This window comes from Sphingomonas sp., from assembly GCF_017744835.1.
Taxonomy (GTDB): domain Bacteria; phylum Pseudomonadota; class Alphaproteobacteria; order Sphingomonadales; family Sphingomonadaceae; genus Sphingomonas.
Map to the genome: position 1 here is coordinate 434605 of NZ_JAGIAM010000003.1, position 12885 is coordinate 447489.

Annotated in this window: 10 protein-coding genes; 4 read left to right on the forward strand and 6 right to left on the reverse strand. The window is 68.4% G+C overall.

Features of this window, described 5'->3' with window-relative positions:
- The first annotated feature begins 96 nt into the window (after nucleotides 1-96).
- Nucleotides 97-882: an SDR family NAD(P)-dependent oxidoreductase gene (locus J7500_RS09860; RefSeq protein WP_294061534.1), complete on the forward strand. Its 786-nt coding sequence runs from the start codon at nucleotides 97-99 to the stop codon at nucleotides 880-882.
- A gap of 41 nt (nucleotides 883-923) precedes the next feature.
- Entirely contained in the window at nucleotides 924-1358 is a 435-nt protein-coding gene (locus tag J7500_RS09865; protein ID WP_294061535.1) for an NIPSNAP family protein, read from the forward strand.
- Between the two features lie 27 nt (nucleotides 1359-1385).
- Here the strand turns inward: J7500_RS09865 and J7500_RS09870 are convergent, their stop codons facing one another.
- A complete protein-coding gene (locus J7500_RS09870) occupies nucleotides 1386-2165 on the reverse strand; it encodes a DUF1080 domain-containing protein (RefSeq protein ID WP_294061536.1) in 780 nt (259 codons plus the stop codon).
- 131 nt (nucleotides 2166-2296) lie between these two features.
- Here J7500_RS09870 and J7500_RS09875 point away from each other — a divergent pair, with 131 nt between their 5' ends.
- Nucleotides 2297-3499, forward strand: a complete 1203-nt coding sequence (locus J7500_RS09875; RefSeq protein ID WP_294061537.1) for a serine hydrolase — start codon at nucleotides 2297-2299, stop codon at nucleotides 3497-3499.
- A 606-nt stretch (nucleotides 3500-4105) separates the two neighbouring features.
- Here J7500_RS09875 and J7500_RS09880 read toward each other — a convergent pair.
- The 5 genes from J7500_RS09880 to J7500_RS09900 all read right to left on the reverse strand — a co-directional run bounded on the left by J7500_RS09880 (nucleotide 4106) and on the right by J7500_RS09900 (nucleotide 10987).
- Nucleotides 4106-4990, reverse strand: a complete 885-nt coding sequence (locus tag J7500_RS09880; RefSeq protein ID WP_294061538.1) for an acyl-CoA thioesterase II — start codon at nucleotides 4988-4990, stop codon at nucleotides 4106-4108.
- Nucleotides 4991-5107: 117 nt separating this feature from the next.
- Nucleotides 5108-6214, reverse strand: a complete 1107-nt coding sequence (locus J7500_RS09885) for an acyl-CoA dehydrogenase family protein (RefSeq protein ID WP_294061539.1) — start codon at nucleotides 6212-6214, stop codon at nucleotides 5108-5110.
- Between the two features lie 40 nt (nucleotides 6215-6254).
- Complete coding sequence (locus J7500_RS09890; RefSeq protein WP_294061540.1) at nucleotides 6255-7418, reverse strand: acyl-CoA dehydrogenase family protein; 1164 nt, start codon at nucleotides 7416-7418, stop codon at nucleotides 6255-6257.
- Complete coding sequence (locus J7500_RS09895; RefSeq protein WP_294061541.1) at nucleotides 7411-9441, reverse strand: 3-hydroxyacyl-CoA dehydrogenase NAD-binding domain-containing protein; 2031 nt, start codon at nucleotides 9439-9441, stop codon at nucleotides 7411-7413. Before J7500_RS09895 ends, J7500_RS09890 begins: the two co-directional genes overlap by 8 nt.
- Before the next feature lie 316 nt (nucleotides 9442-9757).
- Nucleotides 9758-10987 (reverse strand): serine hydrolase, encoded by a 1230-nt coding sequence (locus J7500_RS09900; protein WP_294062153.1) that lies wholly within the window; start codon nucleotides 10985-10987, stop codon nucleotides 9758-9760.
- Nucleotides 10988-11188: 201 nt separating this feature from the next.
- On the opposite strand from J7500_RS09900, the gene J7500_RS09905 reads away from it, so the two are divergent.
- Nucleotides 11189-12874 (forward strand): class I adenylate-forming enzyme family protein, encoded by a 1686-nt coding sequence (locus J7500_RS09905; protein WP_294062154.1) that lies wholly within the window; start codon nucleotides 11189-11191, stop codon nucleotides 12872-12874.
- The last annotated feature ends 11 nt before the right edge of the window (nucleotides 12875-12885 follow it).

Consider the following 12885-nt stretch of genomic DNA (forward strand, 5'->3'; position numbering starts at 1 on the left):
CCGCCTAGGCGGTGACCCAGAGCCAGCAGCCGCACCGCCTATGATTCCTGGGTCCCCGCCTTCGCGGGGATGACGATTTTGAGCAGAGAGATCGATATGCGCTTCGAGAACAAGGTCGTCATCGTCACCGGCGCGGGGTCGGGGATCGGGCGGGCTACGGCGCGGGCGTTCGCGGCCGAAGGCGCGAAGCTGGTCGCGGCCGATCTCAGCGAGACGGTGCATGCGACGATCGAGGGGCTGGACGGCGCGCTGGCAGTACAGATGGACGCCGGCGCCGAGGCGGATGTCGCGCAGCTGGTCGATACCGCGTGCGCGCGCTTCGGCGGGCTCGACGTCTTCCACGCCAATGCCGGCATCTCGGGCGGCGCGGCGGGCATCTTCGATTCCACCGTCGAGCTGTGGACCGAAGTGCTGCGGGTGAACCTGATCGGCCCCGCGCTGGCGATCAAGCACGCCGCGCCGCGCATCGTCGAACGGGGCGGCGGTGCGATCCTGTGCACCGCGAGCGTGGCGGGGCTGCGCTCGGGCGCGGGCGGGCCGGCCTATTCGGCGTCGAAGGCCGGGGTGATCAACCTCGTCCAGAGCGCGGCGCAGCAGCTTTCGACCTCGAACGTGCGAGTCAATGCGATCTGCCCCGGGCTGATCGAGACCGGCATGACCCAGCGCGCCTTCGACTATGCCCGCGAGCGCGGCAAGGAGGACAAGCTCGGCCAGCTCAATCCGCTGCGCCGCGCGGGCCTGCCCGAAGAGATCGCGCGGGTGGCGCTGTTCCTCGCCTCCGACGAGGCGAGCTATGTCAACGGCCAGGCCTGGGTCGTCGATGGCGGGCTCTCGTCGAGTCATCCGGTGACGCGGCAGGAATTCGGCAAGCCGGCCTTCTAGCTTCGATCCTGCATCCCGCTATCCCGTTCTGGAGACCCGCCATGCGCCCTGCCTTGCTCGCCTGCTTCGCTCTGGCCGCGATCGCGGCGCCGGCGTCGGCGCAACAGGCGGCGCCCGGTCCGCGCGCGGAACTCTATGAGCTGCGCACCTATTATCCCGCGCCCGGCAAGCTTGCTGCGCTCAACGCGCGGTTTCGCGAGCACACGCTCAAGCTGTTCGAGAAGCACGGCATGCGCAATGTCGCCTATTGGAACGAGCAGCCGACCAGCGAAGCGCCCGAGGGGCGCGTGATCTATGTGCTCGCCTATCCCAGCCGCGAGGCGCGGGAGGCGAGTTGGGCGGCGTTCTCGGCGGACCCCGAATGGCGCACGGTGGCCGCGCGCTCGGAAGCGGGCGGCAAGCTGGTGGCCAAGGTGGAGAGCGTGTTCATGACGCTGACCGACTATTCGCCGCCCTTAGCTCCGCCGCGACCCTAAAAGACCGCGGCTGCCCGGTTCGGGCGCTCAGTCGAGCCGCTGCAGCTCGATGTTGCGGAATTCGACCGGATGGCCCTCGCTCTGGAGCGCGATATAGCCGCGGTGCAGCGCCAGCTTGCCCCCCGCGGCAGCGATCAGCGGCTGCGCGTCCTTGTCGGCGGGATCGAGCTCGGGCGCCGTGAAGCGCAACACGGGCTTGCCGTCGATGAAATGCGTGATCCGGCCATCGGGCAGCACCTCCAGCTCGGCGCGCGTCCAGCGGCCGGCGGGAAGCAGCGGGGCGGAGGAAGGGATGCAGTGGCGCGGATCGCGCGTGCCATCGACCACCACCGTGGTGCCCGGGGTGCACAAATTGCCGCTCGGCTCTGCTTGCGGGCGTGGAACGGCGAGCAACTGAAATTCCAGGCTAACCGGGAAATCCTGGTCGCGGCGCATCGTCGCGGGTGCCTGGGAATGGAACATCAGCCCCGAGTTGGTGGCCTGCCAGACGCTGATGCCCGGGAGGGACTCGCCGAACAGCCGATATTCGAAGCGGATGCGATAGGCCCCCAGCGGCGCCTTCCAGAAGAGGTGCCCGAACTCGCCCTCGAACTTGGGATAGTTGGCGTACGACACGCGGATCGTGCCGTCATGCACGATGAACATGTGGAGCGGGTCCTCGCCCAGCGCGCGGCCGGTGATCTTGGGCGTCCAGCCGTTGAGCGTCTTGCCGTCGAAGATGCGCTCCCATTTTGGCTGGGCCTGGGGCTCGGGGGCAGGCGGGGCGCCAAGCAGCGCGAGCAACGGGAGAAGGGCGAGGGTCTTCATGCGGCGAGCAGCTCCTGCGTGGCGGGGGTGCGCGGACCAGACCATAGGCCCCGTGCTGCGGCGATCAAGCGGCCGCGATTGACAGCCCCGGAGTGCCCAGACACGCTGCCGGAATGATCAGGGGAGGGATGATGGGTTCGATCGGCAGGCTTGCCCTCGCGGCGGCAGTGTTGGCGAGCGCTGCTCCAGCAGCGGCGCAGGAACGCGGCTTCCAGCACGCGCTCCGCGACTTCCGCCAGTTCCACCGCGCCGAGGTGCAGCGCGCCGGCATCGCCGGAAGCAGCTTCTATTTCCTGCGCGGCGGCAAGACGGTGGCGGCCGATCACCTGGGCGAGCAGGATGCCGATGCGCATGTGCCGGTGGATGCGCGGACGATCTATCACTGGGCGTCGATCACCAAGACGATGACGGGCATCGCGATCATGCAGCTGCGCGACCGCGGGCTGCTGTCGCTGGACGATCCGATCGTCCGCTACGTGCCCGAGCTGGCGCAGGTGCATAATCCGTTCGGCGACACCAACGCGATCACGCTCAGGCAGCTGATGAGCCACAGCGCCGGCTTCCGGAACGGCACCTGGCCGTGGCGCGACAAGGAATGGCAGCCGTTCGAGCCGCCGGGCTGGGCGCAGCTCGCGGCGATGCTGCCCTATACCGAGGTGCTCTACCGCCCGGGCACGCGCTTCAGCTATTCGAACCCGGGCATCGTCTATCTCGGCCAGGTGATCGAGCGGCTGACGGGCGAGGATTTCGAAGTCTATGTCGACAAGAACATCCTGAAGCCCTTGGGCATGCACGACAGCTATTTCGACCGCACGCCGCCGCACCTGCTGCCGCACCGTTCGCACAGCTATTACATCCACGACGGCAAGCGCGAGGCGGCGCCGTTCGACGTGGATACCGGCGTGACGGTGTCGAACGGCGGGCTCAATGCGCCGCTGCCCGACATGGCGAAATATCTGGGCTTCCTGATCGGCGATCCCGCGCGGCCCGAGTATGCGCTGGTGCTCAAGCGCGCGTCGCTGGAGGAGATGTGGCGGCCGCAGATCTCCGCGGGCGAGGACTTCAGCCAGGGACGCATGGCCGCGACCACGCAGGCGGGGCTATCCTTCTTCATCGACCAGGGGCCGCGCGGCATGCGCTTCATCGGGCACAATGGCGACCAGAACGGCTTCCGCGCCTATCTGAGCCTGTGCCCGGACCAGCACGCGGGCAGCCTGCTGGCGTTCAACACCGAGACGCGCGCGGTGCGCAACGATCCATCGAACCGCGAGACGGCGGAATCGCGGATCGCGCTGGCGGCGGACCGGATGTGCGAGGCGCTGGCGGGGGAGTGAGGGATATCTCCCCTCCCTGAAAGGGAGGGGGCGGGGGTGGGTGCGCGCGTCTGCGCGCCTCAAAGACTCCTCCGATAAAGCGCCGGTCGAGGCATCGAGCCTCGCCTGGCGCTACACCCACCCCTTGCCCCTCCCTTTCAGGGAGGGGAGATCAGATCGGGGCTGTATCGGCATCGATTTTGGCGCGGTTCCTCCGAACGACACCGTCACCCCGGACTTGTTCCGGGCCCCACCGGGACAAGGGGCGGGACAAGAGGCTCCATGGCATCCGGCGAGGCTGAGTGGGCCCCGGAACAAGTCCGGGGTGACGGGTGTGGGGCGGATGCGCGGGGTGTGCGGCGGCGGACCGGATGTGCGAGGCGCTGGCGGGGGAGTGAGGGGATTAAATTTCCCTCGCCCCTCCGGAGGAGGGGAGAGGGTTGCGCAGACTTAGGTCCGGCGAAGCCGGGCCTTAGTCGGAGCTGGGTGAGGGGTGTGCGGCTGCACGGCAGCCGCGCGGAGCTGCGCTCCGCTCTACCCCTCTCCAAGCTGCGCTAGGCACCCCGGCAAGCCGGGGCACCAAGCTCCGCTATCCTCTCCCCTATCAAGGGGAGAGGAAGAGTCCGCCTATCGCCTCACCCGCACCAGCCCCTCCTGCGCGACGCTGGCGACCAGCCGGCCGTCGCGGCTGTAGATGCGGCCGCGGTTGAAGCCGCGGCTGTGGCCGGACCAGGGGCTGTCGGTTGCGTAGAGCAGCCAGTCGTCGAAGCGGAAGGGCTCGTGGAGCCAGACGGCATGGTCGAGGCTTGCGGTCTGGACCTGGCCGGTCATCCAGCTCACGCCGTGCGGCAGCATGCAGGTGCCGAGCAGGGTCATGTCGGTGGCATAGGCGAGCATCGCGCGGTGGAGCGCGGGGTCGTCGGGGAGGGGGGCGACGACGCGGAACCAGCTGTACTGCACCGGCTCGGTCGGCACCGGCTGGAACCAGTTGCGCGGGCTGACCGGGCGGATCTCGATCGGGCGCGCGCGCAGGAAGAAGCGGCGCAGCTTCTCGGGCACCTGGTCGCGCATCGCCTCGCGCAAGTCGCGCTCGGAGCGCAGGCTTTCGGGATCGGGCACCTCGGGCATCGCGTCCTGGTGGTGCAGCCCCTCGGCGGGGCGCTGGAAGCTCGCCGCCATGTTGAGGATCGGCGCGCCCTTCTGCATCGCGATGACGCGGCGGGTGGCGAAGCTGCGCCCGTCGAAGTCGCGCTCGACGCGGTAGAGGATCGGATGGTCCTCGTCGCCCGGCCGCATGAAATAGGCGTGGAGCGAGTGTGCGCCCTTGTCCTCGACCGAGCGCTGCGCGGCCTGGAGCGCCTGGGCGATCACCTGCCCGCCGAACACGCGCCCGACACCGCCGGGCTGGCGCTCGCCGCGATAGAGATCGGTGTCGAGCTCCTCGACGTCGAGGAGCGCGGTGAGCTGGTCGACGAGCTGCTGGGGAGTGGGCTGGGGCATTTCGTCAGCCATTCGACGCTCCGTCATCCCCGCGAAGGCGGGGACCCAGAGTAACCGAGCGATGGCCCCTATGGCCCTGGGTCCCCGCCTCCGCGGGGATGACGGATAGGGGGGCGGGAGACGGGCGCATCAAAATCCCTCCGCCCTGGCCAGCGCATCGGCGTGGAAATTGGCGTCGCCGAACATCTCGGCAAGCACGCGGCCGCGCTTCATGTAGAAGCCGATGTCGTACTCGTCGGTCATGCCGATGCCGCCGTGCATCTGGATGCCCTCCTGCACCGCGAGGGTGGTGGCGAGCCCGGTCATTGCCTTGGCGACTGCGACCGCCTCCGTGGCGTCCTCGCCGGCATCGAGCAATTGCTGCGCCTTGAGCACTGCGGCGCGCGCGACTTCCATCTCGCTGTAGAGGTGCGCGGCGCGGTGCTGGAGCGCCTGGAAGCTGCCGATGGCGACGCCGAACTGCTTGCGGTCCTTGAGATAGGAAACGGTCATCGCCATCGCGCCGCCGCCGACGCCGAGCAGCTCGGCAGAGGCGCCGGTGCGGCCCGCGGCGAGCAGGCGCGCGAGGGGGCCGCCGCCGGCGTCGACCTCGCCGACCACCGCGTCGGCATCGACTTCGACGCCGTCGAAGGTCAGGCGCGACGCGATGCTCGAGTCGGCGAGGCGGCGTGGATCGATCGTCAGGCCGCGCGCGTCGGCGGGGACCGCGAAGAGCGTGGTGCCGCCCTCGGTCCGCGCGGCGACGAGCAGCAGGTCGGCGACATGGGCGTGGTGGACGAAGGCCTTGGCGCCCGAGAGGCGGAAGCCGTTGCCGGCGCGTGTCGCCTGCATCGCAATGCTGCCGTCGTGCTTGGGGCCCTCGTCGATCGCGAGCGCGGCGACGGTCTCGCCGGCGAGGATGCCGGGGTACCAGCGATCGGCATGCGCGCTGCCCCGGAGCGCCTCGACCGCGGCGACGGCGGTGGTGAGGAAGGGCGAGGGCGAGAGGTTGCGGCCGATCTCCTCGAGCACCACGCCCGCCTCGACATGGCCGAGGCCGAGGCCGCCTTGGGCTTCGGGGATCAGGATGCCGGTGAAGCCCATCTCGGCGAACTGCTTCCACAGGGTGCGCGAGAAGCCGGCGGGGTCGTCGGCGTCGCGGAGCGCGCGGAGGTGGGAGACGGGCGCGTGCTCGGCGACGAAGTCCTTCGCCGTGTCGCGGAGCAGGGTCTGGTCGTCGTTGAGGTAGAGGGGCATTTCGTTCTTCCTTGCTCCCTCTCTCCTTCGGAGAGAGGGCTTAGGACGGCAATTCCAATATCCGCTTGGCGATGATGCCCAGCTGGATCTCGCTGGTCCCGCCCTCGATCGAATTGGCCTTGGTGCGCAGCCAGGCGCGGGCGGCGGCGCCTTCGCGCGAGTCCGTGCTTTCCCATTCGAGCGCGTCGGTGCCGCCCGCGGCCATCAGCAGCTCGTGGCGCGCCTTGTTCAGCTCGGTGCCGTAATATTTCATCATCGAGGGCTGGGCGGGATGCGCCTTGCCGGCCTTGAGCTCGTCGAGGAATTTCTCGGACATCGCGGCGAAGGCCCTGGCCCGCACCTGGAACAGCGCGATCTGTGCGCGGAGCAGCGGGTCGACTCCGGCGCGCGCGGCATCGGCCAGCGCGTCGCCGCCGCGGGCGCCGAGCCCCATGCCCGAGATCATCTCGCGCTCATGGCCGAGCAGATATTTGGCGACGTCCCAGCCCTTGTTGCGTTCGCCGACGAGGTTCTCCTTGGGCACCTTCACATTGTCGAAGAAGGTCTCGCAGAAAGGCGAATTGCCGCTGATCAGCTGGATCGGGCGCGTGGAGACCCCCGGCGAGGCCATGTCGAAGAGCAGGAAGCTGATGCCGCCCTGCTTCGAGTCCTTGCTGGTGCGGACGAGGCAGAAGATCCAGTCGGCCTTGTCGGCATAGCTGGTCCAGACCTTCTGGCCGTTAACGAGGAAATGATCGCCCTTGTCCTCCGCGCTGGTCTGGAGGCCGGCGAGGTCGGAGCCGGCGCCGGGTTCCGAATAGCCCTGGCACCAGCGGATTTCGCCGCGGGCGATCTTCGGCAGATGCTCCAGCTTCTGCGCCTCGTTGCCGTATTTGAGCAGCGCGGGGCCGAGCATCGAGATGCCGAAGCTGTTGAGCGGGTTGCGGCACTTGAGCCGCGCCATTTCCTCGCGGACGATCTTGGCCTCGGCCGGGCTCAGTCCGCCGCCACCGTACTCCTTCGGCCAGTCGGGCACGGTCCAGCCGCGCGCGGCCATGCGGTCGAGCCAGAGCTTCTGGTCGGGGTGGGCGAAGCCGGCGTTGCGGCCGCCCCAGACCACGTCCTTGTCCGATCGCACGGGCTCGCGCATCGAGGGCGGGCAATTGGCCTCGAGCCACGCGCGGGTCTCGGCGCGGAAGCGGTCGAGGTCCGCGGCGTCAGCCATTGAACTTCCCGCCTTTCTCCGCCTTCTCGCGGAGCAGCGGGGCGACTTCGAAGCCGTGCTTCTCGAGCCCCGCGACGGTCTTGGCCAGCCCCTCGGTGTCCGCCCAGAACATCGGGCCGCCGCGATAGACGGGCCAGCCATAGCCGTAGATCCACACCACATCGATGTCGCTCGCGCGCTGGGCCATGCCCTCGGCGAGGATCTTCGCGCCTTCGTTGACCATCGTGTAGAGCGTGCGCTCGACGATCTCCTCGTCGGTCACCGCATGCTGCGGCGTGCCGGTCTTCGCGCGGAACTCGTCGATGATCGCGGCGACGCGCGGCGAGGGCGAAGGGGTGCGCTTCTCGTCATAATCGTAGAAGCCCGCGCCCTTCTTCTGCCCCCAGCGGCCCTCGGCGCAGAGCGCGTCGCGGATGTTGTCGATACGGTTGGGGTCGCGGTGCCAGCCGATGTCGACGCCGGCGAGGTCGGCCATCTGGAATGGCCCCATCGGCATGCCGAACTCGACATGGACCCGGTCGATCTGCTCGGGGCTGGCGCCTTCGAGCAGCAGCTTGTTGGCCTCGACCTGGCGCGGCATCAGCATGCGGTTGCCGATGAAGCCGTGACACACGCCGGCGACCACCGCGACCTTCCTGATCTTCTTCGACACCGCCATGGCGGTGGCGAGCACGTCGTCCGCCGTCTTCGCGCCGCGCACGATCTCGAGCAGCTTCATCACGTTGGCGGGCGAGAAGAAGTGGAGGCCGAGCACGTCCTGCGGGCGCGACGTGACCGCGGCGATCTCGTCGATGTTGAGGTAGCTGGTGTTGGAGGCGAGGATCGCGCCCGGCTTGGCGATCTTGTCGAGCCGGCCGAAAACGTCCTTCTTGACGTCCATACTCTCATAGACCGCCTCGATGACCAGGTCGCATTCGGCGAGATCGTCGAAGTCGAGCGTTGGACGGAGCAACCCCATCGCGCCGTCGACCTGCTCGGCGGTCATCCGGCCCTTGGCGGCGGTCGCCTCGTAATTCTTGCGGATCACGCCGGTGCCGCGGTCGAGCGCTTCCTGCGCCATCTCGACGATCGTCACCGGGATGCCCGCCGAGAGGAAGTTCATGCTGATCCCGCCGCCCATCGTGCCCGCGCCGATCACGCCGACGCGGCGGATGTCGCGAAGCTGGATGTCCTCGGCGATGCCGTCGATCTTCGACGCCTTGCGCTCGGCGAAGAAGATGTGGCGCTGGGCCGCCGATTGGGTGCCCATGATCAGCTTCATGAAATTGGCGCGCTCGACCTGGACGCCCTCGGCATAGGGCTTGGCGATGGTCTGCTCGATCACCGAGACGATCGTCTCGGGCGCCTCGAAGCCGCGGAAGCGCTTGGCATTAGCCTTGCGGAACTGCTCGAACACCGTCGGATCGGCCTCGACGCTGCGGGTCGAGGCGCGGGGCAGGGGGCGCTGATCCGCTACCTCTCGGGCAAAGGCGACGGCTTCGTCGAGCAGGCTGTTCTCGCCTGCGAGCCGGTCGACCAGCCCCGCCTCTTGTGCCTTGCCGGCGGGGATCGGGTCGCCCTTGGCCGCCATCTCGAGCGCCAGCGCGACGCCGGCGACGCGCGGCAGCCGCTGGGTGCCGCCCGCGCCGGGCAGGATGCCGAGCTTGACCTCGGGCAGGCCGAGCTTCGCCGAGGGCACGGCGATGCGATAATGGCAGGCGAGCGCGACTTCGCACCCGCCGCCGAGCGCCGTGCCGTGGATCGCGGCGACCACCGGCTTGTCGAGCGCCTCGATCGCGTCGACCAAAGTGGGGAGCGAGGGTTCCTGCATCGGCTTGCCGAACTCGGTGATGTCGGCGCCGGCGAAGAAGGTCCTGCCGGCGCAGGTGATCACCACGGCCTTGACGCTCTCGTCGGCCGCGGCCTCGCGGATGCCGGCCTGCAGCCCCTGCCGCACCGCGGCGCCGAGCGCATTCACCGGCGGATTGTCCGAAGTGAGGATCAGGATTTCGCCCTGATGGCTGATGGTGATGGGGGAGGTCATGCTGGTCTCCAGTTGATGGGTTCACACAGCGGCGTGGAAAGAAGGCGGTTCACGCAAAGGCGCAAAGGCGCGAAGAAAGAGGGATTCGCGCAACGGCGCGATGGCGCGAGGAGAGATTGCTTGGGGGCGGGCGCGAACGCCGCGTCAGCGGCAGGCTTTCGCAGCAGCTCGCCGTTCAAGCCGCCGCGCGCGCGGCGGGCTGCATTCTTCGCGTCTTTGCGCCTTTGCGTGAACGAATTTCTGCCTCTTCCGGGTAGGCGGACACCGCCCGCGACCCCGCTACCCCGTGCGCACGACAAGAGCACGATGCAGCGCATCAGCGTTCCAGCGCCGAATAGATCATCGTCTTGAGCTCGCGCCGGATCGGGTAGAGCATCGAGGGCGAGAACTGGGTCATGAAGACCATCGAGATGCGCTCGACCGGATCGACGAAGAACGCCGTCGAGAACATGCCGCCCCAGTAGAATTCGCCCACCGACCCCGGCATCATCGTCCGCGCCACGTCGGTGGTGACTGCGAAGCCCAGCCCGAAGCCGACGCCCGCGTTGGTCGTCTCGCTGAACAGCGCGCGCGACATGGCCGCGAGGTCCGAACCGCCGGGCAGATGGTTGGTCGTCATCAGCTCGATCGTCTTGGGGCTGACGAGGCGCGTGCCGTCGAGCGCGCCCTTGTTCAGGAGCATGGTGTTGAAGCGATGATAGTCGAGCGCGGTCGATACCAGCCCTCCGCCCCCCGAGACCAGCCGCGGGAATTTCGCCCAGGCCGATTCCGCGCCGCGATCGTAGAGCCTGGGGCGCTTGTCCGGTCCCAGCGTCCAACAGTCGCCGAGCCGGTCGAGCTTGTCCGCGGGCACCTGGAAGAAGGTGTCGTGCATTCCCAGCGGCGCGAAGATGCGCATCTCGAAGAAGCGGTCGAGCGACATGCCCGAGAGGCGCTCGACCACCGCGCCCAGCACGTCGGTCGATACCGAATAATTCCACTCGGTGCCGGGGGAGAATTCAAGCGGCAGCTTGCCCAGCGCGACGACGAATTCGTCCAGCGTCAGGTTGCCGTGCCAATTCTCGATCCGTCCCTCGCGATAGGCCGCGTCGACATTGGTGCGGTTCTGGAAACTGTAGGTGAGCCCCGAGGTGTGCCGAAGCAGGTCGATCATCCGCATCGGTTCGGCGGTGGGTCGCGTCGCGAACGGCACGCCGCCCCCGCCGCCGGCATAGACGCCGAGCCCCTTGAGCTCGGGCAATATGTGATGGACCGGCGTGTCGAGCGCGACCTTCGCCTCCTCGACCAGCATCATGAACGCCAGGCTGGTTACCGGCTTGGTCATCGAGGCGATGCGGAACAGCGTGGACTCGTCTACGGGAGCTCCGCCTTCGCGCGCGGGGCCCTGGTGCGAGAAATGGACGATCTCGCCGTCGCGCGCGATCAGCAGCTGAGCATGGGGGAGCTTGCCCGAGTCGAGATAGCGCTCCTTGACCAGCGCATCGATCCGCGCCAGCCGCGCGGCCGAGAATCCATGGCTTTCGGGCGTGGCGGCCGGGGTGCTCAGGGCATACCTCTCTTTCGAATCGTGTCCGTCCCATGTCCGGGCGGGCTTGCCTATCTATTGCCTTGAGCGCGGCGCGAATCAACACTAACGTTGGGGCTGCGGGAGGCTTTCGCGGCCAAACCCGACATTCGGAAAAGACAACGGAGAGACCGCGCCTTGGCCCTCGACCCGATCGTGCCGCTGGACCCCGATTGGCCCAGAATGTCGCTGGAACAGGCCAGGGCGCTGCTCACCGCGCCCGGCGCGCGCTTCGAGATGGAGACGGTGGAGATCCGCGGCGTGCCGACGCGGGTGTGGAAGAACGCGCCGCCCTCGCTCGCCGCGCTCCAGCAGCTGGTGCGCGCCTATGGCGAGCGCGTCTTCACCATCTATGAGGACGAGCGCGTCACCTACGAAGCCAATTACCGCGCGGTCTGCCATCTGGCGGGCAAGCTCGCGGAAATGGGAGTGGGCAAGGGGGACCGCGTCGCGCTGGCGATGCGCAACCTGCCCGAATGGCCGACGATCTTCTTCGCGATCGCCAGCCTGGGTGCGATCGTCGTGCCGCTCAATGCCTGGTGGACCGGCGGCGAGCTCGAATATGGCCTGCGCGATTCGGGTGCGCGCCTGCTGTTCGTCGATGCCGAGCGGCACGAGCGGCTCAAGCATTGCTACGAGGACCTTGCCGGGCTCGACCGCGTGGTGGTGAGCCGCGCCGGCGACGCGCCCGGCGGCAAGGCGGTGCGGCTCGAGGCGCTGATCGGACGAACCGCGGACTGGGCGGCGCTGCCCGACATTTCCTTTCCCCAGGCCGAAATCGCGCCCGACGACGACGCGACGATCTTCTACACGAGCGGCACCACCGGATCACCCAAGGGCGCGCTCGGCACGCACCGCAACATCGTCACCAACATTCTCTCGGGCGGCTATTCGGCCGCGCGCACGCTGCTGCGCCGGGGCGAGACGCCGCCCGCGGTGCCCGATCACAAGACCTCGCTTCTGGTGATCCCGCTCTTCCATGTGACGGCGTGCAGCGCGGGGCTGATGTCGATGATGGCGGCAGGCGCGACGATCGTCTTCATGCGCCGCTGGGATACGGTGCAGGCGATGGAGATCATCCAGCGCGAGCGCGTCAACATGACCGGTGGCGTGCCGACGATCGCCTGGCAGCTGCTCGAGCATCCCGAGCGCCACAACTATGACCTCTCGAGCCTGGAGAGCATCGCCTATGGCGGCGCCCCCTCGGCGCCCGAGCTGGTCAAGCGCATCCACGAAGAGTTCGGCGCGCTCCCGGGCAACGGCTGGGGGATGACCGAGACGATGGCGACGGTGACCAGCCATTCGGCTGAGGATTATCTGGCGCGCCCGACCAGCGCCGGGCTGCCCGTCGCGACCGCCGACCTCAAGATCATGACGCTGGAGGGTGACCGCGAATTGCCCGTCGGCGAAGTCGGCGAGCTCTGGGCGCGCGGGCCGATGATCGTGAAGGGCTATTGGAACAAGCCCGAGGCGACCGCCGAAACCTTCGTCGACGGCTGGGTGCGCACCGGCGACCTGGCGAGGCTCGACGAGGAGGGTTTCCTCTATATCGTCGACCGCGCCAAGGACATGGTGATCCGCGGCGGGGAGAACATCTATTCGTCCGAAGTCGAGGACGTGCTCTACGCGCATCCGGCGGTGACCGACTGCGCGCTGGTCGGCATCCCCCACAAGATCCTGGGCGAGGAGCCCGCGGCGGTGGTGCATCTCGCGCCGGGCGCAGAGGCGTCCGAAGCCGAGCTGCAGGACTGGGTTCGCGCGCGGATCGCGGCTTTCAAGGTGCCGGTGGCGATCCGCTTCGTCGAGGCGACGCTGCCGCGCAATGCGAACGGGAAGATATTGAAGACCGAGCTGAAGGGGCTGTTCTGACAGGGGTGATC

What these genes read in the sequence shown, in the direction of transcription:
- J7500_RS09880 (WP_294061538.1), bottom strand. Translation starts at nt 4,990, where the DNA reads ATGGCTGACGAAATGCCCCAGCCCACTCCCCAGCAGCTCGTCGACCAG.
- J7500_RS09865 (WP_294061535.1), top strand. Translation starts at nt 924, where the DNA reads ATGCGCCCTGCCTTGCTCGCCTGCTTCGCTCTGGCCGCGATCGCGGCG.
- J7500_RS09870 (WP_294061536.1), bottom strand. Translation starts at nt 2,165, where the DNA reads ATGAAGACCCTCGCCCTTCTCCCGTTGCTCGCGCTGCTTGGCGCCCCG.
- J7500_RS09885 (WP_294061539.1), bottom strand. Translation starts at nt 6,214, where the DNA reads ATGCCCCTCTACCTCAACGACGACCAGACCCTGCTCCGCGACACGGCG.
- J7500_RS09890 (WP_294061540.1), bottom strand. Translation starts at nt 7,418, where the DNA reads ATGGCTGACGCCGCGGACCTCGACCGCTTCCGCGCCGAGACCCGCGCG.
- J7500_RS09860 (WP_294061534.1), top strand. Translation starts at nt 97, where the DNA reads ATGCGCTTCGAGAACAAGGTCGTCATCGTCACCGGCGCGGGGTCGGGG.
- J7500_RS09905 (WP_294062154.1), top strand. Translation starts at nt 11,189, where the DNA reads ATGTCGCTGGAACAGGCCAGGGCGCTGCTCACCGCGCCCGGCGCGCGC.
- J7500_RS09875 (WP_294061537.1), top strand. Translation starts at nt 2,297, where the DNA reads ATGGGTTCGATCGGCAGGCTTGCCCTCGCGGCGGCAGTGTTGGCGAGC.
- J7500_RS09895 (WP_294061541.1), bottom strand. Translation starts at nt 9,441, where the DNA reads ATGACCTCCCCCATCACCATCAGCCATCAGGGCGAAATCCTGATCCTC.